Source organism: Modestobacter sp. VKM Ac-2982 (assembly GCF_026967935.1).
GTDB lineage: Bacteria > Actinomycetota > Actinomycetes > Mycobacteriales > Geodermatophilaceae > Modestobacter.
The window spans coordinates 381,101-398,467 of sequence record NZ_JAPVBL010000001.1 but is presented as its reverse complement, the minus strand read 5'-3'; the positions used below and the strand labels follow the sequence as shown (position 1 = coordinate 398,467).

General features: G+C 73.8%; 19 protein-coding genes and 1 pseudogene. 9 read left to right on the top strand and 11 right to left on the bottom strand.

The genetic code is table 11. The features are described 5' to 3' along the window. Nucleotides 1-114: 114 nt before the first annotated feature. From O2W20_RS01955 to O2W20_RS01945, 3 genes are all read right to left on the bottom strand, one after another. Nucleotides 115-534 carry a molybdenum cofactor biosynthesis protein MoaE gene (locus O2W20_RS01955; RefSeq protein ID WP_269170069.1) on the bottom strand — a complete coding sequence of 140 codons (420 nt, stop codon included), beginning with the start codon at nucleotides 532-534 and terminating at the stop codon, nucleotides 115-117. An 85-nt stretch (nucleotides 535-619) separates the two neighbouring features. Next, nucleotides 620-1,198: a nucleotidyltransferase family protein gene (locus O2W20_RS01950; RefSeq protein WP_269170068.1), complete on the bottom strand. Its 579-nt coding sequence runs from the start codon at nucleotides 1,196-1,198 to the stop codon at nucleotides 620-622. Continuing rightward, nucleotides 1,195-1,701 (bottom strand): MarR family winged helix-turn-helix transcriptional regulator, encoded by a 507-nt coding sequence (locus O2W20_RS01945; RefSeq protein ID WP_269170067.1) that lies wholly within the window; start codon nucleotides 1,699-1,701, stop codon nucleotides 1,195-1,197. The genes O2W20_RS01950 and O2W20_RS01945 overlap by 4 nt, the downstream gene beginning before the upstream one ends. Before the next feature lie 91 nt (nucleotides 1,702-1,792). Between O2W20_RS01945 and O2W20_RS01940 the strand changes: the two genes are divergently transcribed. Continuing rightward, nucleotides 1,793-2,992, top strand: a complete 1,200-nt coding sequence (locus O2W20_RS01940; protein ID WP_269170066.1) for an epoxide hydrolase family protein — start codon at nucleotides 1,793-1,795, stop codon at nucleotides 2,990-2,992. A 10-nt stretch (nucleotides 2,993-3,002) separates the two neighbouring features. On the opposite strand, the gene O2W20_RS22740 is transcribed toward O2W20_RS01940, so the two are convergent. From O2W20_RS22740 to O2W20_RS01915, 6 genes and pseudogenes are all read right to left on the bottom strand, one after another. Then, the gene (locus O2W20_RS22740; RefSeq protein ID WP_442928935.1) at nucleotides 3,003-3,458 is read right to left on the bottom strand and encodes a TOBE domain-containing protein; all 456 of its coding nucleotides are present in this window, start codon (nucleotides 3,456-3,458) and stop codon (nucleotides 3,003-3,005) included. A gap of 120 nt (nucleotides 3,459-3,578) precedes the next feature. Next, nucleotides 3,579-4,001: pseudogene (locus O2W20_RS22735) on the bottom strand (ATP-binding cassette domain-containing protein); the annotation flags it as partial. Between the two features lie 47 nt (nucleotides 4,002-4,048). Continuing rightward, nucleotides 4,049-4,828, bottom strand: a complete 780-nt coding sequence (locus tag O2W20_RS01930; protein WP_269170064.1) for an ABC transporter permease — start codon at nucleotides 4,826-4,828, stop codon at nucleotides 4,049-4,051. Between the two features lie 53 nt (nucleotides 4,829-4,881). Then, complete coding sequence (modA, locus tag O2W20_RS01925) at nucleotides 4,882-5,643, bottom strand: molybdate ABC transporter substrate-binding protein (RefSeq protein ID WP_269170063.1); 762 nt, start codon at nucleotides 5,641-5,643, stop codon at nucleotides 4,882-4,884. Next, nucleotides 5,640-6,032 carry a TOBE domain-containing protein gene (locus O2W20_RS01920; protein ID WP_269170062.1) on the bottom strand — a complete coding sequence of 131 codons (393 nt, stop codon included), beginning with the start codon at nucleotides 6,030-6,032 and terminating at the stop codon, nucleotides 5,640-5,642. Before O2W20_RS01920 ends, modA begins: the two co-directional genes overlap by 4 nt. 70 nt (nucleotides 6,033-6,102) lie before the next feature. Next, complete coding sequence (locus O2W20_RS01915) at nucleotides 6,103-6,867, bottom strand: polyprenol monophosphomannose synthase (RefSeq protein ID WP_269170061.1); 765 nt, start codon at nucleotides 6,865-6,867, stop codon at nucleotides 6,103-6,105. Nucleotides 6,868-7,093: 226 nt separating this feature from the next. On the opposite strand from O2W20_RS01915, the gene O2W20_RS01910 reads away from it, so the two are divergent. From O2W20_RS01910 to O2W20_RS01900, 3 genes are all read left to right on the top strand, one after another. Continuing rightward, a complete protein-coding gene (locus O2W20_RS01910; protein WP_269170060.1) occupies nucleotides 7,094-7,378 on the top strand; it encodes a hypothetical protein in 285 nt (94 codons plus the stop codon). 136 nt (nucleotides 7,379-7,514) lie between these two features. Beyond that, entirely contained in the window at nucleotides 7,515-8,861 is a 1,347-nt protein-coding gene (locus tag O2W20_RS01905) for a phospholipid carrier-dependent glycosyltransferase (protein ID WP_269170059.1), read from the top strand. 103 nt (nucleotides 8,862-8,964) lie between these two features. Beyond that, complete coding sequence (locus tag O2W20_RS01900) at nucleotides 8,965-10,686, top strand: RecQ family ATP-dependent DNA helicase (RefSeq protein WP_269170058.1); 1,722 nt, start codon at nucleotides 8,965-8,967, stop codon at nucleotides 10,684-10,686. Nucleotides 10,687-10,697: 11 nt separating this feature from the next. Here O2W20_RS01900 and O2W20_RS01895 read toward each other — a convergent pair whose 3' ends face one another. Continuing rightward, nucleotides 10,698-11,348 (bottom strand): flagellar brake protein, encoded by a 651-nt coding sequence (locus O2W20_RS01895; protein WP_269170057.1) that lies wholly within the window; start codon nucleotides 11,346-11,348, stop codon nucleotides 10,698-10,700. 181 nt (nucleotides 11,349-11,529) lie between these two features. Between O2W20_RS01895 and O2W20_RS01890 the strand changes: the two genes are divergently transcribed. The 3 genes from O2W20_RS01890 to O2W20_RS01880 all read left to right on the top strand — a co-directional run bounded on the left by O2W20_RS01890 (nucleotide 11,530) and on the right by O2W20_RS01880 (nucleotide 15,109). Continuing rightward, nucleotides 11,530-13,179, top strand: coding sequence for a carbamoyltransferase family protein (locus O2W20_RS01890; protein ID WP_269170056.1), 1,650 nt, complete (start codon nucleotides 11,530-11,532; stop codon nucleotides 13,177-13,179). A gap of 122 nt (nucleotides 13,180-13,301) precedes the next feature. After that, entirely contained in the window at nucleotides 13,302-13,763 is a 462-nt protein-coding gene (locus O2W20_RS01885; protein WP_269170055.1) for a DUF4383 domain-containing protein, read from the top strand. Nucleotides 13,764-13,897: 134 nt separating this feature from the next. After that, on the top strand, nucleotides 13,898-15,109 hold the full coding sequence (locus O2W20_RS01880) for an acyl-CoA dehydrogenase family protein (RefSeq protein ID WP_269170054.1): 1,212 nt from the start codon (nucleotides 13,898-13,900) through the stop codon (nucleotides 15,107-15,109). Between the two features lie 37 nt (nucleotides 15,110-15,146). Here the strand turns inward: O2W20_RS01880 and O2W20_RS01875 are convergent, their stop codons facing one another. Next, the gene (locus tag O2W20_RS01875; protein WP_164700673.1) at nucleotides 15,147-15,347 is read right to left on the bottom strand and encodes a hypothetical protein; all 201 of its coding nucleotides are present in this window, start codon (nucleotides 15,345-15,347) and stop codon (nucleotides 15,147-15,149) included. Between the two features lie 138 nt (nucleotides 15,348-15,485). On the opposite strand from O2W20_RS01875, the gene O2W20_RS01870 reads away from it, so the two are divergent. After that, nucleotides 15,486-15,998 (top strand): SigE family RNA polymerase sigma factor, encoded by a 513-nt coding sequence (locus tag O2W20_RS01870; RefSeq protein ID WP_269170053.1) that lies wholly within the window; start codon nucleotides 15,486-15,488, stop codon nucleotides 15,996-15,998. Between the two features lies 1 nt (nucleotide 15,999). Then, entirely contained in the window at nucleotides 16,000-17,346 is a 1,347-nt protein-coding gene (locus O2W20_RS01865; RefSeq protein WP_269170052.1) for a hypothetical protein, read from the top strand. The last annotated feature ends 21 nt before the right edge of the window (nucleotides 17,347-17,367 follow it).

Genomic DNA, 17,367 nt, shown 5'->3' with positions numbered 1-17,367 from the left:
CGCCACCCGCGGTTCACCGGAGGAGCACTCGCCCCTGGGCTGGAGTCGAGTCCGTGCGTTTATGCCATGCCGACGGCCCGCAGGGCAAACACGGCGTCACAGGCGGCCCACCCGTCACGGGCAGGCGACCCACTCCTCCTGGCCGTCGGAGAAGACCTGGCGCTTCCAGATCGGCAGCCGGGCCTTCACCTCGTCGACGAGCTCGGCGCACGCGGTGAACGCCTGGCCCCGGTGGGCGGCGCTGACCGCACAGGCCAGCGCGACGTCGCCGATGCCCAGCAGGCCGATCCGGTGGGAGACGGCGACGGCCTGGACCTCCGGACGGGCGGCGAACTCGGCGGCGATCTCGGCGATGAGCTCAGCGGCGGTCGGGTGCCCGGTGTACTCCAGCTCGGTGACCGAGCGGCCACCGTCGTGGTCGCGGACCACGCCGGCGAACGAGACCACCGCGCCGGCCGCCTCGTCCGCCACCGCCGCCTCGTGCTCGGCGACCGACAGCGGCTCCTCGGTCACCCGGGCCAGGATCGTCTCCACGGCGGCGAAGGTACCCGCGCTCCCACTGCCCAGGCACAGGAGGCTTTCCACCCGGTGTCGGGCGCAGAACCGGGTGTAGAGCTTCCTATGCCTGGGTCGGCGGGTGGTCCAGGTCGGTGGGGTCGGCCAGACCGGTGCAGTCGACCTCGGTGACCTCGTGGGCGGCCAGGTAGGCCCGGGCCCCCTCGTCCCCGGTCGCCGTCGCGGCCACGCCGGCCCAGTGCTCGCGGCCCAGCAACACCGGGTGCCCGCGCACACCGTCGTAGGTCGAGACGGCGAGGGCGTCGGGTGCCGCGTGCTCGGCCAGCCGGGCCAGCGCGGCGGGCGTCATCCCCGGCATGTCGACCAACTGCACCAGCACGGCGTCGACTCGCCCGGGCCAGCCGCGCAGCCCGTCCAGGCCGGTGCGCAGGCTGGAGGCCATGCCGCTCTCCCAGTCGCGGTTGGCCAGCACGGTGGCGCCGGCCAGGTCGGCGGTGCGCCAGACGTCGACCGCCTGGGCGCCGAGCACGACGAGGACGGGGTCGCAGACCGCAGCCGCCGTCCGGACCGCCCGCTCGACCAGCAGGCTGCCCTCGTACTCGACCAGCGCCTTCGGCATGCCGTACCGGCGGCCGCCGCCGGCAGCGAGCACCAGCCCGGCCACGGGTGCGTCGGAGGTCATCCGGTGGCCCCCGAGCGGACCTGCTCGCTGGTCAGGCAGGGCTCCACCTGGTCGCTGGCGTGCGCCACCCGGGCCAGCAGGCGCCGCAGCTGGGCGCTCTCGTCCGCATCGAGGTCGCCGAGGAGCCGGCCCTCCACCGCCCGCAGCGCGGACCGGGACCGCTCCAGCGCCGCGCGCCCCTCGGGGGTGACCACGACCTGGCGCACCCGCCGGTCGGCGGGGTCGGGCCGGCGGGTGACCAGCCCGGCGTCCTGCAGCTCGTCGACCAGGTAGGTCATCGCCGTCTTGTCGATGGCCAGCCGCTGGGCGAGCGCGAGCTGGGAGGACGGCGGCCCGGCGTGCACCGCGACCAGCACCTGGTAGCCGCGCGGGCCGCCGGGCAGGTTGTCGACCGCGGTGAGGGCCGTCTGCCGGAAGGCCGTGGCCACCCGGTGCAGCGACCACCCCAGCTCGTCCTCCAGCCCAGGGGCGGCCGGGTCCACCGGCTCTCGACTGCTCGTCACCGCCACATCGTACGTGGGTGCTACCGTCCGCCCAACAGATCGTCTGCCATTCAGATGATCCGATCGACCGACGACCGTGAGGCAGCCGAGCATGAGCACGACGACGCACCCCAGCTCCGACACGACCGCCACCGACGCGGTCCGCCCGTTCACCATCGACGTGCCACAGACCCAGCTCGACGACCTGCAGCAGCGGCTGGCCGCCACCCGGTGGCCGGACGCCGAGACCGTCCCCGACACCAGCCAGGGCCCGCAGCTGGCCAAGGTCCAGGCCCTGGCCGAGCGCTGGCGGACCGGCTACGACTGGCGGGCCACCGAGGCGCTGCTCAACGGCTGGGACCAGTTCGTGACCACCATCGACGGGCTGGACGTGCACTTCCTGCACATCCGTTCACCCGAGCCGGACGCGATGCCGATGGTCATGACCCACGGCTGGCCCGGCTCGGTCCTGGAGTTCCGCAAGGTGATCGGGCCGCTCACCGACCCGGTGGCGCACGGCGGCCGCGCCGAGGACGCCTTCTCGCTGGTGATCCCGAGCCTGCCCGGCTTCGGCTTCTCCGAGCGGCCCACCACCACCGGCTGGGACCTGCCGCGCACGGCCCGCGCCTGGGTCACGCTGATGGCCCGCCTGGGCTACGACCGCTTCGTCGCCCAGGGCGGTGACCTCGGCGCCGGGGTCACCGAGGAGATGGCCGCGCTGACGGCCACCACGCCCACCGGGCTGGCCGGCATGCACCTGAACATGGCCATGTTCTGGCCGACCCCGCAGGAGATGGCCGAGGCGACGCCGGAGGAGCAGCAGATGCTCACCGAGGCCCGCTACTACGACGAGGTCCTGTCCGGCTACGCCAAGCAGATGTCCACCCGGCCGCAGACGATCGGCTACGCCCTGTCGGACTCCCCGGTCGGGCTGGCCTCGTGGATCTACGCGATGTTCCAGGACGTCGGCGGCGCGCACGGGGACGCCGAGGCGGTCTTCGACGTCGACGAGATGATCGACGACGTCATGCTGTACTGGCTGACCGGCACCGCGGCGTCCTCCGCCCGGATGTACTGGGAGCTGAGCCAGGCCCACTGGGGGCCGCCCGCCGGCGCGGCGCCCATCGACCTCCCGACCGGGATCACGATCATGCCGGGGGAGTACGTGCGCAAGTCCCGCCGCTGGGTCGAGCGCCGCTACACCGACCTGCTGCACTTCGACCAGGTCGCCGCCGGCGGGCACTTCGCCGTGCTGGAGCAGCCGGAGCTGCTGGTCGAGGAGATCCGGACGACGTTCCGGCGGCTGCGCTGAGCTGGGCCGGTCACCGGGGGTAGACGGCGACCTCGGACGCCTTGACCGAGGCCCAGACCCCGGCACCGGGCGCCAGCCCGAGCTCGGCGAAGGAGGTGGCGGTGATGTCGGCGGTCAGCGCCACCTCCCCGGCCAGGTCGCAGCGCACCACCGAACCGTGCGGGGTGGCCGCGACCAGCCGGAGCGGCCACACGTTGCGCGGGCTCCCGGCGGGCCGGGACAGGTAGAGCGCCACCGACTCCGGCCGGACGGCGACGAACACCGGGCCGGCGACGTCCTCGGCCACGGCGACCGCGCCGCCGCCGTCCAGCTCGACCGTCGTCCCCGCAGCCGTGCCCGCCAGCAGGACCAGACCGACCAGCCGGGCCACGTAGTCGGTGCGCGGGCGCCGGGCGACCTCCGCCGGGGTGCCGGCCTGCACCACCCGGCCGTCCTCGACCACCACCACCCGGGTGGCCAGCGCCATCGCGTCGACCGGGTCGTGGGTGACCAGGACGGCGCTGCCGGTGTAGTCGGTGAGGTGCCGGTGCAGTTCGGCCCGCACGGTGAGCCGGGTGCGGGCGTCCAACGCCGACAGCGGCTCGTCCAGCAGCAGCACCCGCGGCTCCCCCACCAGCGCCCGGGCAAGCGCCGCCCGCTGCGCCTGCCCGCCGGACAGCTGCCCGGGACGGCGGTCCCCGAGCCCGGTGAGGCCGACCCGGGCCAGCCAGTCCCCGGCGGTCGCCCGCGCGTCGGTCCGGCGGACGCCACGGGTGCGCAGCCCGAAGGCGACGTTGTCGGTGACGGAGAGGTGCGGGAACAGCAGGTGGTCCTGGAACACCATGCCCAGCGACCGCTCGTGCGCGGGCCGGTGCTCCTCGGGGGAGTCCCAGACCTGGTCGCCGTCGACGACGACCCGCCCCCCGTCGGGAGGCAGCAGCCCGGCGAGCACCCGCAGGACGGTGGACTTCCCGGCCCCGTTCGGACCCAGGACGGCGAGCACCTCACCGTCGGCCACGGCCAGCTGCACGTCCAGCTCGAGCGACCCGCGCCGGACGACGACGTGTGCGGCCAGGCTCACGTTACCGCCCCTCGCCCCAGCCAGCGGTCGCGCAGCAGCAGCAGGGTGGCCAGCGATACGCCGAGCAGCACCAGGCTCAGCACGATCGCCGCCTCCGGCTCCCGCTGCAGGGTCAGGTAGACCGCCAGCGGCATGGTCTGCGTCGTCCCCGGGAAGTTGCCGGCGAAGGTGATCGTGGCGCCGAACTCCCCCAGCGCCCGCGCCCAGCAGAGCACCGCCCCGGCGGCGACCCCCGGCGCGACCAGGGGGAGGGTGACCCGGCGGAACGTGGTCCACCGGTCGGCGCCGAGCGTGGCGGCGGCGTCCTCGAAGCGGGCGTCGGCGGCGCGCAGCGCGCCCTCCACGCTGATCACCAGGAACGGCATCGCCACGAACGCCTCGGCGATGACGACCGCCCCGGTGGTGAACGGCAGCGAGAAGCCGGTGGCCTCGAACAGCCAGCGGCCCACGATCCCCTGCCGGCCCAGCACCAGGAAGAGCGCGACCCCGCCGACCACCGGCGGCAGCACCAGCGGCACGGTCACCAGCGCCCGCAGCACCGACCGGCCGCGCAGCTGCGACCGGGCCAGCACCCAGGCGAGCGGGACGCCGAGGACCAGCGAGACGGCGGTGGCCAGCGTGGCCGAGACCAGCGACAGCCGCAACGCCTCGCCGACGCCCGGGCGGGCGAGCTGCGGGCCGATCTCCGACCACGGCGCACGCACCAGCAGCCCGAGCAGCGGCAGCACCAGGAACGCCACCCCGAGCAGCGCCGGCACGAGCAGCGGCGCCGGCACCCCGCCGCCCCGTCTCCGCCACCAGAATGGCCATTTTGGTGGGATCGGGTGGGTCACGGGAGGCGGAAGCCGGCGTCGGTGAGGGCCTGCCGGCCGCCGTCGGAGCGCACCAGATCGACGAACGCCCTCGCCGCCAGCGGGTTGGGTGCCCTCTCGAGCACCAGCAGCGGGTAGCGGTTGACCACGTCGGCGGCCTCGGGGACGTCGATGCCCTCCACCGTGGAGCCGGCCGCAGCGACGTCGGTGGCGTACACCAGCGCCGCGTCGACCTCACCGAGCTGCACCTTCGTCAGCGCCGCACGCACGTCCTGCTCCAGGGTGTCCGGCGCCGGCGTCAGGCCGGCGGCGTCGAACACCTGCGCGGCGGCCACACCACACGGCACCTCGGCGGCACACAGGGCGATGGTCCGCCCCAGGTCGGCGAGGTCGGCGAGGCCGGTCACGTCGGCCGGGTTGCCCGCCGGGACGGCGATGACCAGGGTGTTCTCTGCGAAGACGGCCGGGTCACCGACACCGAGGTCGGCGACCGCGGCCAGTTGCTCCTCGTCGGCGGAGGCGAGGACGTCGGCCGGTGCGCCCTGGGCCACCTGGGTCGCCAGCGCGGAGCTGCCGGCGAAGGTGAACTGCACGTCCAATCCCGGGTGGTCGGACTCCAGGTGGTCGCCGAGGTCGGTGAAGACGTCGGTCAGCGAGGCCGCCGCGAAGACGGTGAGGGTGCCGGACAGCTCGCCATCGGTCTCGATCGACCGCCCGCCGTCGTCGACCCCGCAACCAGCGAGGGCCAGCAGCAGCGCGCCGGCCGCCGACCGCCTCACGGCACGTCCACGCTGACCTGGGTCGCCTTCACCGTGGCCACCGCCCGGACGCCGGGCTCCAGGCCCAGCTCGTCGGCGGCCTCCCGGGACATCAGCGACACCACCCGGAACGGCCCGGCCTGGATCTCCACCTGCGCCATCACGGTGTCGCGGACCACCCGGGTGACGATCCCGGTGAGCCGGTTGCGGGCCGAGGACGAGCGGGTGGCACCCGGCTGTGGCGCCTCGTGCAGCTCGGCCGCCACCCGGGCCAGCGCCACGCCGTCGACCTGCGCCGGGCCCCCGCCACGGGTCGCCGGCAGCCGGTCACTGTCGATCCAGCGCCGGACCGTGTCGTCACTGACGCCGAGCAGCGCAGCGGCCTCGGCGATCCGGTAGGAGGTGGACACGGGAGCACCCTAGTTCCGCATCTGCGGGCGGACAACGGGTCGATCGTCCGCATGCGCGGACCACGGTTCGTCAGGCGGCGATCCGGTGGACGAGTCGCTCCGCACCGCTGCTCGCCGGCCGCACCGACGTGGCGGCCGGCCGACGGGAGGTCAGCGACCAGGCGGTGACCCGGACGAGCGCCTCGCGGATGATCCGCGAGCTCATCTTGCTCTCGCCGAACTCCCGGTTCACGAACAGGATCGGCACCTCGACCAGGCGCAGTCCGCGCTCCCACACCTGGCGGGTCATGTCGATCTGGAAGCAGTAGCCCTGGCTCTGCACGCCGTCGAGGTCCAGGCGCTCCAGGGTGTGCCGACGGAACGCCCGGAAGCCACCGGTCGCATCGCCCACCGGCAGCCGCAGCACGGCCCGCACGTAGCGGTTGGCGGTGCGGCTCAGCAGCTCACGGCTGTGCGGCCAGTCGGCGACGGCACCGCCGGGCACCCAGCGGGAGCCGAGCACGGCGTCGGCTCCGCTCAGTGCCGCCAGCAGGCGGGGCAGGTCCTCGGGGCGGTGCGACCCGTCGGCGTCCATCTGCGCCACCACGTCGAAGCCCTCGGCCAGCGCCCAGCGGAAGCCGGCGATGTAGGCCGGCCCCAGCCCCTCCTTGCCCGGACGGTGCAGCACGTGCACCCGCGGGTCCTCGGCGGCCAGCCGGTCGGCGAGCTCGCCGGTGCCGTCGGGGCTGTTGTCGTCGATCACCAGGACGTGGGCGTCCGGGACCGCGTGCAGGACGCCGTCGAGCGTGCGCGGGAGGCTCTCCCGCTCCTGGTAGGTGGGGACGCAGACGCACACGGACCGAGGGTTCACGGTCCCGCCATTACCAGTCCCGACCTCTCGGACACCCCGTTCTGCAACATCATTTGGGCGACACCCGCCGTTACCGGATCGTTGTGCGATTCGTGTGCAGAGGGACGATTCACCTGCTGTGACCTGATCGTTATGCCCATTCGGTGTGTGAGGGCGGCGATATGCGGACATGCCTTTGCCCGACCGCTTCCCCCGAACACAGGAGCACCCCATGAACAAGCTCGTCCGCGGCGTCTCTGCCGCCACATTCTCCGGCCTGCTCATCTTCGGCGCCGCTGGCTGCTCCGGTGAGAACGCAGACGACGACGGCACCGTCGAGGTCACCGAGACCGAGGAGCTCACCGAGACCGAGGAGGTCGAGACCGAGGTCACCGAGACCCTCGAGCCGACCGAGACCGAGACCGAGGTCGAGGAAGAGGTCGTCGAGACCGAGACCGAGCTCGAGGTCGAGACCGAGACCGAGTTCGACGTCGACGTCACCGAGACCGAGGGCTGAGTCCCCGACTGACCACTGGGGCACGCGACCAGTGAGCGCAACCGCATCCACGGTCGCGCAGCGAGAGACGGGCGGCGCCTCCGGGCGCCGCCCGTCGTCGGTCCGGCGGGTGCCCCCGGGGGTCGCGCGGTGGGGCGTGCCGCTGGCACTGCTGGCCCTGGCCGCCGCCATCCGGTTCTGGGACCTCGGCGACCCGGACCGTCTCTACTTCGACGAGAAGTACTACGCCGTCGACGCCTCCGACTACCTGGTCCGGGGCGTCGAGGAGGGCCGCCCGGCCCACCCACCCATGGGCAAGTGGGTGATCGCCGCCGGCATGGAGCTGTTCGGCGCCACCCCCTTCGGCTGGCGGGTCGGCATGGCCGCCGCCGGATCGCTGACGGTGCTGCTGACGTACCTCAGCGGGCTCCGACTGTTCCGCCGCACCGCCCCGGCCGCGCTCGCCGCCGCGCTCGTCGCCCTGGACGGCCTGGCGGTGACGTCGAGCCGGATCGCCATGCTCGACGCAGCCCTGGGCCTGTTCGTCGTCGCCACCTTCTGGCTGGTCCTCCTGGACCGGGACGCGCGCACCCGGACCCGCACGGCCGGTGAGACGCTGCGCCGGTCCTTCCTCGGTTCCCGGTACCGCTGGCTGGCCGGGCTCACGCTCGGGCTCGCGGTGGCCACCAAGTGGACCGGCCTGATCGCCGTCGGCGTCGCCGGGCTGCTGGTGCTCGGCACCGAGCTCAGCGGCCGGGGCGAGACGTTCCGCGCCGCCGCCCGCCGCGCCGGTGCGGTCACCGGCGGGGCGGTGCTGAGCCTGCTGATGGTCCCGGCCGCCGTCTACGTCGCCAGCTTCGCGGGCTGGTTCGCCAACTACCCCGAGAGCCACGCCGCCCAGCAGGCCTGCGAGGCCGGGGACTGCGGCACCTCGCCGGGCGACCGGCTGCAGACGTGGGCGCAGAGCCAGGTCGACCTGGTCGACTACCACCTCGGCCTGGAGGCCAGCCACCCGTACCGGTCGAGCCCGCTGGGCTGGCCCTGGCTGGAGCGGCCGGTGCTGGTCTACGCAGAGAGCTGCACGACCGCGCAGCAGGAGGCCGACGAGTGCGAGGTGCCGCCGGACACCCGGGCGCGCATCGTCATGCTCGGCAACCCCGGCCTGTGGTGGCCGGCGCTGCTGGCCTACCCGGTGCTGATCTGGCGCGCGGTCGCCCGCCGGGACCGCGTCGCGGCCACCGTCCTGGTCCCGCTGCTGCTGCTGTGGGCTCCCTGGCTGGCCGCGAACAAGCCCGGCTACTTCTTCTACATGGTCCCCGTGGTGCCGTTCATCGCCCTGGGCCTCGTCCGTGCCGTGCAGGCGACCCGCCGACCGCGGCTGGCCGGCGGTGTGGTGCTCGCCCTCTCCGCCGCCGGGTTCGCCTTCTTCGCCCCGGTCTGGCTGGGGATCCCGCTGGAGTCCGACAGCCTGGACCTGCGCTTCTGGCTCGACTCCTGGAACTGAGCTCGGCCCCGGGGAAGTGACGATGCCGAGCCGTCCACGGCAGCGGCCCCGGGCCCGGCCTGCGGGTCGTTTGTCGATCTCGGGGGTCGGGAAGTCGCGGTCGGTGACCCAGACCGAGCAGCGCGCCGCCGACCCGAAGACCACCGCCGGTGGCTCCGCCTCCGTCCGCACCCGGCGGATCCGGGAGACCGCCCGGGAGGTGCTCGGGTTCGAGGACTTCCGGGCCGGCCAGGAAGAGGCGATGAAGGCGGTCGCGGCCGGCCGCGACACCCTCGCCGTGCTGCCCTCGGGGGCCGGCAAGTCCGCCGTCTACACCGTCACGGGGCTGCTGCTCGACGGCCCGGTCGTGATCGTCTCGCCGCTCATCGCGCTGCAGCGCGACCAGGTGCAGCGTCTGGAGGAGCTGGGCGAGGAGCGGGTCGGCCGGGCGGCGGTGCTCAACTCCGGTCTGTCCGCGCTGGAGCAGCAGGCGGTGCTGGACGGCGTGCGTGACGGAACGGTCCGCTACTGCTTCCTCGCCCCGGAGCAGCTGGCCAAGCCGGAGGTGGTCGCGGCGCTCCGGACGGCGGCCCCGGCGCTCTTCGTCGTCGACGAGGCGCACTGCGTCTCCGCCTGGGGGCACGACTTCCGCCCCGACTACCTGCGGCTGGGCGGGGTGGTCCAGCAGCTGGGGCACCCGACCGTGCTGGCCCTGACCGCGACCGCCGCGCCACCCGTGCGGGCCGAGATCGTCGAACGGCTGGAGATGACCGAGCCGGAGGTCGTCGTCGCCGGCTTCGACCGGCCGGAGATCCGGCTGGAGGTCGAGCAGAGGGCCGACGCGCACGCCAAGCACACCGCCGTCCTGGACCGGGTGGTCGAGCTGACCGGGCGAGGGAGCGGGATCGTCTACAGCGCCACCCGCCGGAGCACCGAGGAGCTCGCCGACGCCCTCGCCGAGCGCGGGATACGTGCGCGGGCCTACCACGCCGGGTTGAAGAAGGGCGATCGCGAGGAGGTGCAGCGGCAGTTCATGGCCGACGAGCTGGACGTCGTCGTCGCGACCACCGCCTTCGGCATGGGCATCGACAAGCCGGAGACCCGGTTCGTCGTGCACGCCGAGCCGGCCGACTCGATCGACAGCTACTACCAGGAGATCGGCCGGGCCGGCCGCGACGGCGAGCCGGCGGTGGCCGTGCTGGTCCACCGCCAGGAGGACCTGGGACTGCGCCGGTTCTTCGCGGCCGGCGCCCCGGCGGAGGAGGAGCTGCAGCAGGTCGCCGGACTGGTGCAGGCCGGGACGGCGGCAGGGATGGACGGCGTGGACGTCCGCGACCTGCGGGAGGAGACGGGCCGCGCCGCGACCCCGCTGGTGCGCGACCTCAACCTGCTGGAGCAGGCGGGCGCCGTCGTCGTGGACGACGAGGGGACGGCGTCACCGGCCCCGGACGCCCCGCCCGCCGGAGAGGCTGCCGCTGCCGCCCGGGAGCTCGCCGAGCACCACGTGCGGGTGGACGAGAGCCGGGTGGAGATGATGCGCGGCTACGCCGAGACCACCGGCTGCCGGCGGCAGTTCCTGCTCGGCTACTTCGGCGAGCAGCTCGACGAGCCCTGCGGCAACTGCGACAACTGCAGCGCGGGGCTCTCGCAGGAGCAGCACACCGCCGACGCCGACCATCCCTTCCCGGTCGACCTGCCCGTCGAGCACACCGAGTGGGGCCCCGGCGTCGTCATGCGGCACGAGGACGACCGCGTCGTCGTCCTGTTCGAGGAGGTCGGCTACAAGACGCTGGCGCTCCGGGCCGTGCGCGACCACGACCTGCTGCGGGAGCGCACCGGCGGCTGAGCCGCCCGGGTTCAGAGGAGGCCGCGCCTCCGGCGCTCCCGCAGCTCGGCGAAGACCAGCGCCCGGATGCGGTCCTCGTGCCGCTCGCCGAGCCCGATGAACCGCAGGGACAGCTGGGTGCGCTCGCCGGCCAGCGGCAGCGTGCGCACGACCTCGGCCTCGGTCCGGATCAGCTCCCCGCCCAGCTCCAGGGCCACCGGCACGACCGTGCCGACCTCGATCCGCACACCGGCGCGCGACTCGATGGCGCAGCGGCAGCCGCCCTCGCTCAGGTCGAGGGTCGCGCCGGTGAGCTCTCCCCCGGGAAGGGTCACGCACACGGGGAGGACCAGCGGGCTCCGCACCGCGTCGCGGCGCTGGGCCCGCACGGGGGGTCCGGTCGGCCGGAGCTCCCACAGCGGTTCGGGACCGCCCAGGCGGACCGCCAGGAACTCCACCGGCAGCGCCCGGAGCCCGTCCGCCCCCTTCCAGACGACGGTCAGCGCCTCGTTCGCGGCCGGCCGCACCGGTCGCCGTTCGTCGTCCTGGCCGGCCACCAGCACCAGCTGTTCCGAGGTGCTCTCCCGGACCCAGCTGACCAGCGGGGAGGCGTGCGCCGCCAGCTCCAGGTCCACGACCGTGTTGATCTCGGGGAGGTCGCTCCCCGAGCCAGCTGTCGTCATCGCGTCTCCTCCGCGTTCCGGAGGCCGTCCGCTCGGGCCTCGGTCAGCACATCGGCAGGTCGGCGCCCCACCTCGACCACCGGCGGACGTGATCCGGGCGGCTCACCGTGCGGCGACCGGACTCCGGCGTGATCATGAACGGGGACCGGGCCGCTGGAGCCCGGCCGGGAGGAGTGCGCACGTGAAGGTCCTGGGCATCAACGCGATCTACCACGACCCGTCGGCGGCGCTGGTCGTCGACGGAAAGGTCATCGCCGCGGCGGAGGAGGAGCGGTTCAGCCGACGCAAGCACGGCAAGCGCCCGCTCCCCTGGAGCGCCTGGGAGCTGCCCGAGCTGTCCGCGGCCTGGTGCCTGCGCGAGGCCGGCATCCGCCCCGAGGAGCTGGACGCGGTCGCCTACTCCTTCGACCCTGCGCTGATGAGCACCCCGGAGGAGTCCGGGCTGTTCGACGACGGCGACGTCATGCGCAAGAAGTACGCGGAGATGGCCCCGGACTTCCTGGCGCACGCCCTGCCCGGCCTCGACCCGGCGAAGGTCCGCTTCGTGAAGCACCACGTCGCGCACGCGGCCTCCGCCGGCCTGGGCGCCCCCCAGCGGGACAACGCGGTGCTGGTGCTCGACGGCCGCGGTGAGGCGCACAGCCACCTGGCGGGCCGCTACGTCGACGGCCAGCTCGAGGTGCTCGCCGGTCAGGCGCTGCCGCACTCCCTGGGCCTGATGTACGAGGACCTCACCGACCACCTGGGCTTCCTGCGCAGCTCCGACGAGTTCAAGGTCATGGCGATGGCCAGCTACGGCAAGCCGCGGTTCGTCGGCGACCTGACCGAGCTGATCCGGGCCACCGACGACGGCGGCTTCCGCACCGAGCCGATCGACTACACCGAGTTCGCCCCGCGCCTGGGCAAGGGCGACCAGTGGACCTCCGACCACGCCGACCTGGCCGCCAGCGTGCAGCAGCGGCTGGAGGAGGTGCTGATCGACCTGGCCCGCTGGGTGCACGAGCAGACCGGTGAGAAGACCCTCACCCTGGCCGGCGGCACGGCGCTCAACTGCGTGGCCAACACGCGGATCCTGGCCGAGAGCCCGTTCGAGCAGGTCTGGGTGCAGCCGGCCGCCGGGGACTCCGGGACGGCGCTGGGTGCCGCCCTGCACGTGGCCCGCGAGCTCGGCGAGGAGACCCAGCCGATGCCGGGTGCCGCGCTCGGCCGGGGCTGGTTCGACGACGAGATCGAGCAGGTGCTGATCACCGCGGCGATCGACTACGAGCGTCCGGACGACGTGGCCGAGGCCGTGGCCGAGGTGCTGGCCGACAACGGCATCGTCGCCTGGTTCCAGGGCCGGAGCGAGTACGGCCCGCGGGCGCTGGGCCACCGGTCGCTCATCGCCCACCCCGGCTTCGAGGCCAACCTGGAGCGGATGAACGACGTCAAGGGCCGGGAGCAGTTCCGCCCGGTGGCCCCCATGGTCCTGCTGGAGCGGGCGCCGGACATCTTCAGCCGCGGGCCGATCCCCTCGCCTTACATGCTCTTCGTGCACGACGTGGCCCCCGAGTGGCGGGAGCGCATCCCCACGGTCACCCACGTCGACGGGACGGCGCGGATCCAGACGATCGACCCGGCGGAGTCCCCGCTGGTGCACCGGATGATCTCGGCGTTCGAGCGGCGCACCGGGCTGCCGGTGGTGGTGAACACGAGCCTGAACACCGCCGGCCGGCCGATGGTCGACGACCCCCGGGACGCGCTGGAGTGCTTCGGCTCGGCGCCGGTGGACCTGCTCGCGATCGGCCCGTTCGTCGTCCGGCGACCAAAGGCGACGCCCCGCCCGGCCTGAGATGACGTTTCGGCAACGGCCACCACCCGTTCGGGTGGTGGCCGTTTTCGTGCCGGGAGTCTGGGAACTGGCTGTGCAGGCCCGCTGAGCACCTGGCGGGCGGAGACAACACGGAGGCACCCATGTCCAACGCAGACTCGCCCGGCGCCGGCCGCCGAGGGATGACCTGGCCGCAGATGCTCGCCATGGCGATCGGTGTCGTCTACACGCTCGTCGGGATCGTCGGCTTCTTCATCACCGGCTTCGACGACTTCGCCGAGCACACCGACGAGACGATCATCGGGTTCTCGATCAACCCGCTGCACAACATCGTCCACCTGGTCATCGGCCTGGCCGGCATCGCGCTGGCCAGGAAGCTGAGCACCGCCCGCACGTACGGATGGCTGCTGGCCGTCGGTTACGGGGCGGCCTTCATCTACGGCCTGTTCGCCGCCGGCGAGGAGGAGCCGCTGAACTTCCTCAGCATCAACTGGGCGGACAACTGGCTGCACCTGGCCAGCGTCATCGCCGGCCTGGCCATCGCCCTGGGCCCGGTGAAGACCGTCGACAGCACGCACGGATCGGACCAGTCCCTGCGTCGCTGACGTCGGGCGAGCCCGCTCACCGGCGCGACCACGACCGCCCGGACACCCACCCCGGTGTCCGGGCGGTCGCGTGTCTGGCACCGGGTGCCAGACCCCGGTGCGTCCTGCGTCACGTCCGGCGCTAACGTCCGTCCATGGACTTCACCCTCTCCGCCAAGGCCGAGGACGTCAGTGGCCGGATGTGGGACTTCATGCGGGAGCAGGTCTTCCCCGCTGAGCCCGTGTACGAGGAGTGGCGCGCCGCGCGCGGCCACGACGACCACGCCCACCCGCCGGTCCTGGAGGACCTCAAGGCCGAAGCGCGCACGCGCGGCCTGTGGAACCTGTTCCACCACGAACTCGGCGGCATGACCAACCTCGAGTACGCCTCGATCGCCGAGATCATGGGCTGGTCGCCGGTGATCGCGCCGGAGGCGACCAACTGCGGGGCCCCGGACACCGGGAACATGGAGACCCTGATGCTCTTCGGCACCGAGGAGCAGAAGGCCCGCTGGCTCACCCCGCTGCTGGAGGGCGAGATCCGCTCCGGCTTCGCCATGACCGAGCCGGACGTCGCCAGCTCCGACGCCCGCAACATCCAGACCTCGATCGTCCGGGACGGCGACGAGTACGTCATCAACGGCCGCAAGTGGTGGACCAGCGGCGCCGCGGACGAGCGCTGCGAGATCTTCATCCTGATGGGCAAGACCGACCCGGACGGCCCGCCGCACCGCCAGCAGTCGATGGTGCTGGTGCCGCGCGACACCCCGGGCCTGGAGATCGTCCGGCACCTGCCGGTGTTCGGGTACCAGGACCAGCACGGCCACTCGGAGCTGCGGTTCACCGACGTCCGGGTGCCGGTGTCCAACATCCTCTCCGGCGAGGGCGACGGCTTCATGATCGCCCAGGCCCGGCTCGGGCCCGGCCGCATCCACCACTGCATGCGCGCCATCGGCATGGCCGAGCGGGCGCTCGCGCTGATGGTCGAGCGGGCGAAGTCCCGGGTCGCCTTCGGCCGGCCGCTCGCCGAGCAGGGCACCGTGCGGGAGTCGATCGCCCTCTCCCGGATCGAGATCGACCAGGCCCGGCTCTACGTGCTGCAGACCGCCGACCTGATCGACCGGTTCGGGGCCAAGGGCGCCCGCACCGAGATCTCCGCGATCAAGGTGGCCGCACCGCGGGTGGCCCTCGACGTCATCGACCGGGCCATCCAGCTGCACGGCGGTGCCGGGGTCAGCGGCGACACCGTGCTGGCCCGGTTCTACGCCAGCGCCCGAACCCTGCGGATCGTCGACGGCCCCGACGCGGTGCACATCCGCGGGGTCGCCAAGGAGGAACTGGCCCGCGAGCGCCCCTTCGCCGGCTGATGCCGGTGGGCCCGCCGCACGCCGGCGGGCCCACCGGTCACGGGGCCAGCGTGCCCCCGAACGAGCCGCCGGCCAGCTTGGCCATCAGCTGGGTGCGGTCGAGCCCGGCCGCGGCCAGCGCATCGCCGTCCCGGTCGGTGTCGATCTGTTCCGGCAGGTCCCCCTCCACCTTGTCCGCGGTGTCGTTGTCGCCCTCGGTGCGCAGCACCTGGACCAACTGCTCCCTGCTGATCTGCACGGCCACCTCCACTGCTCGACGTGTCGTGGGTCACAGTGCCGCCTGGCCGCCGAGAACGCCAGATGGTCACGATCAGGTCACGGAGGCACGCCTCCCGCACGCCTCACCGCGTCCTAGGTGATGACGACGGGGGGACCGGTGAGAGCCGAGCACGAGGCAGCGTTCGAGGCGTTCGTCGCCGCGCGCTCCCACGACCTGCTGCGGGTCGGCTTCCTGCTGACCGCCGACCGCGGCCACGCCGAGGACCTGCTGCAGACCGCCCTGATCAAGGCCTACCGGCACTGGGGCCGGATCTCCGGTCAGGACGCCTACCCCTACGTGCGCAAGGTGCTGGTCACCAGCGCCGCGAGCTGGCGCCGCCGCCGCACGACCCAGGAGATCGTCTCCCTCCCGGCACACGACGCCCCCGAGCCCGACCAGACCGACGTGTTCGCCGAGCGCGACGTCATGGCGACGGCGCTGGCCGCCCTGCCGCCGCGGATGCGCGCGGTCCTGGTGCTCCGCTACGGCGAGGACCTCGGCGAGGCCGCCACCGCAGCCGCACTGGGCTGCTCGGTGAACACCGTGAAGAGCCAGACCACCCGCGGCCTCGCCCGGCTGCGCGCCGTCCTGGCCGACCAGCTGCCTGTCCCCGCCCTCGAGGAGCGCTGAGATGGACCTGAAGGACGTCGAGATCCAGCTCCGGTCCCACCTGGCCGCACGCCCGGCCCTCCGTGCCCCCGACGACCTGGCCGAGCGGACCCGGGTGCGGCACCGGCGGCAGCGCCGCCAGCAGGCGGCGGTGATCGGCGTCGGGCTGGCGGTGGTGCTGGTCTTCGGCTCGGTGCCGGTGCTGCGCGGCCTGCTGCCCGAGGTCGGCTCGTCCGACACCGCAGCCCCGTCGTCCAGCACGCCACTGCCGAGCCTCTACGACCTGCCGACCCGCGGCTCCCTCGCGGACGACGAGGCCTGGCTCCACGGGGTCGCTGCCCTGAGCTGGGGGACAGCAGACCCGGCCTACGTGCCCACCCCACCGAACGACTCGCACCGGGTGGCCTTCGCCGAGGACACGGCCACCGGCCGCGTCGCCCTGGTGCTCGGCCGGGAGGACGCCCAACTGTCCTCGGTCTGGTTCACCGGCCCCACCGGGGCGCGGCCGGACGAGATGACACCAGCGACGCAGCCACAGGAGACCTTCCCTGACCAGCCACAGCTGCTGCTCGACGTCCCCGATGCGGCCGCCATCCGCGGCGTGCTGATCGCGGTCAGCCGCCCCGGCGACGTGTTCGCGCACACCGCTGGGCCGTCGGTCGCCGCGGACGGCTCGGTGACGACCGAGTTCGCGGCGGTCGAGGCGGTCGACGGGGTGGCCGTCGTCGACGTCCCCGCACCGACCGGCTGGCTCTTCGGTCAGCAGGTCCAGGTGATCCGGGACGGCGCCACCGCCTACACCCTGCCGGTGGCGCTCAGTGACCGCGCCTCGGCGGCGGCCACGTCGCCCATCCCCGTCGCGGACCCGCGAGGCCTGCGGTCGTCGGCCAACGAGACCTGGCTGCAGGGGCTGCTCCAGACGGCGCTCGGCCACTACGGCGTCCGCCCGGAGGACGTGCAGCCCACGCTGCTGGCCGTCGGCTCCCCCACCGGCAGTGCGGCCGAGCAGATCATCATGGTCGGCCTCACGTTCCCGTCCGGGGCGACGGCGACCCGGGCGGGCCGGTCCATCGCTGACACCGACAGCAGTGAGACGGCCACCGTCGCCGGCGCGCCCGCGGCCGCCGGACCCGACCTGCTGGACCGGCTGTTCGCCCTGCCGATCTCCGGCGGGGACCTGGCGGTGAGCGGGCCGCTCACCGGCGTCACCGCCGAGGTGTTGGACGCGGACGGCGAGCTGCTCACGACCCTGCCCCTGGTGTCCGGGGGCGGCGCAGGCGCTGTGCCCCCGCCGGCGGCGATGGTGCGGGTCCTCGACGCGGCCGGCACCGTGGTCGCCGAGGGGCCGCTCACCGGGCTCGCCCGATGACCGGGGAGCCGGCGTCGGTCA

Coding starts and splice junctions, on each gene's coding strand:
- O2W20_RS01950 (WP_269170068.1), bottom strand. CDS start 1,198: ATGACCTCCGACGCACCCGTGGCCGGGCTGGTGCTCGCTGCCGGCGGC.
- O2W20_RS01885 (WP_269170055.1), top strand. CDS start 13,302: ATGTCCAACGCAGACTCGCCCGGCGCCGGCCGCCGAGGGATGACCTGG.
- O2W20_RS22740 (WP_442928935.1), bottom strand. CDS start 3,458: ATGGCGCTGGCCACCCGGGTGGTGGTGGTCGAGGACGGCCGGGTGGTG.
- O2W20_RS01895 (WP_269170057.1), bottom strand. CDS start 11,348: ATGACGACAGCTGGCTCGGGGAGCGACCTCCCCGAGATCAACACGGTC.
- O2W20_RS01865 (WP_269170052.1), top strand. CDS start 16,000: ATGGACCTGAAGGACGTCGAGATCCAGCTCCGGTCCCACCTGGCCGCA.
- O2W20_RS01940 (WP_269170066.1), top strand. CDS start 1,793: ATGAGCACGACGACGCACCCCAGCTCCGACACGACCGCCACCGACGCG.
- O2W20_RS01910 (WP_269170060.1), top strand. CDS start 7,094: ATGAACAAGCTCGTCCGCGGCGTCTCTGCCGCCACATTCTCCGGCCTG.
- O2W20_RS01880 (WP_269170054.1), top strand. CDS start 13,898: ATGGACTTCACCCTCTCCGCCAAGGCCGAGGACGTCAGTGGCCGGATG.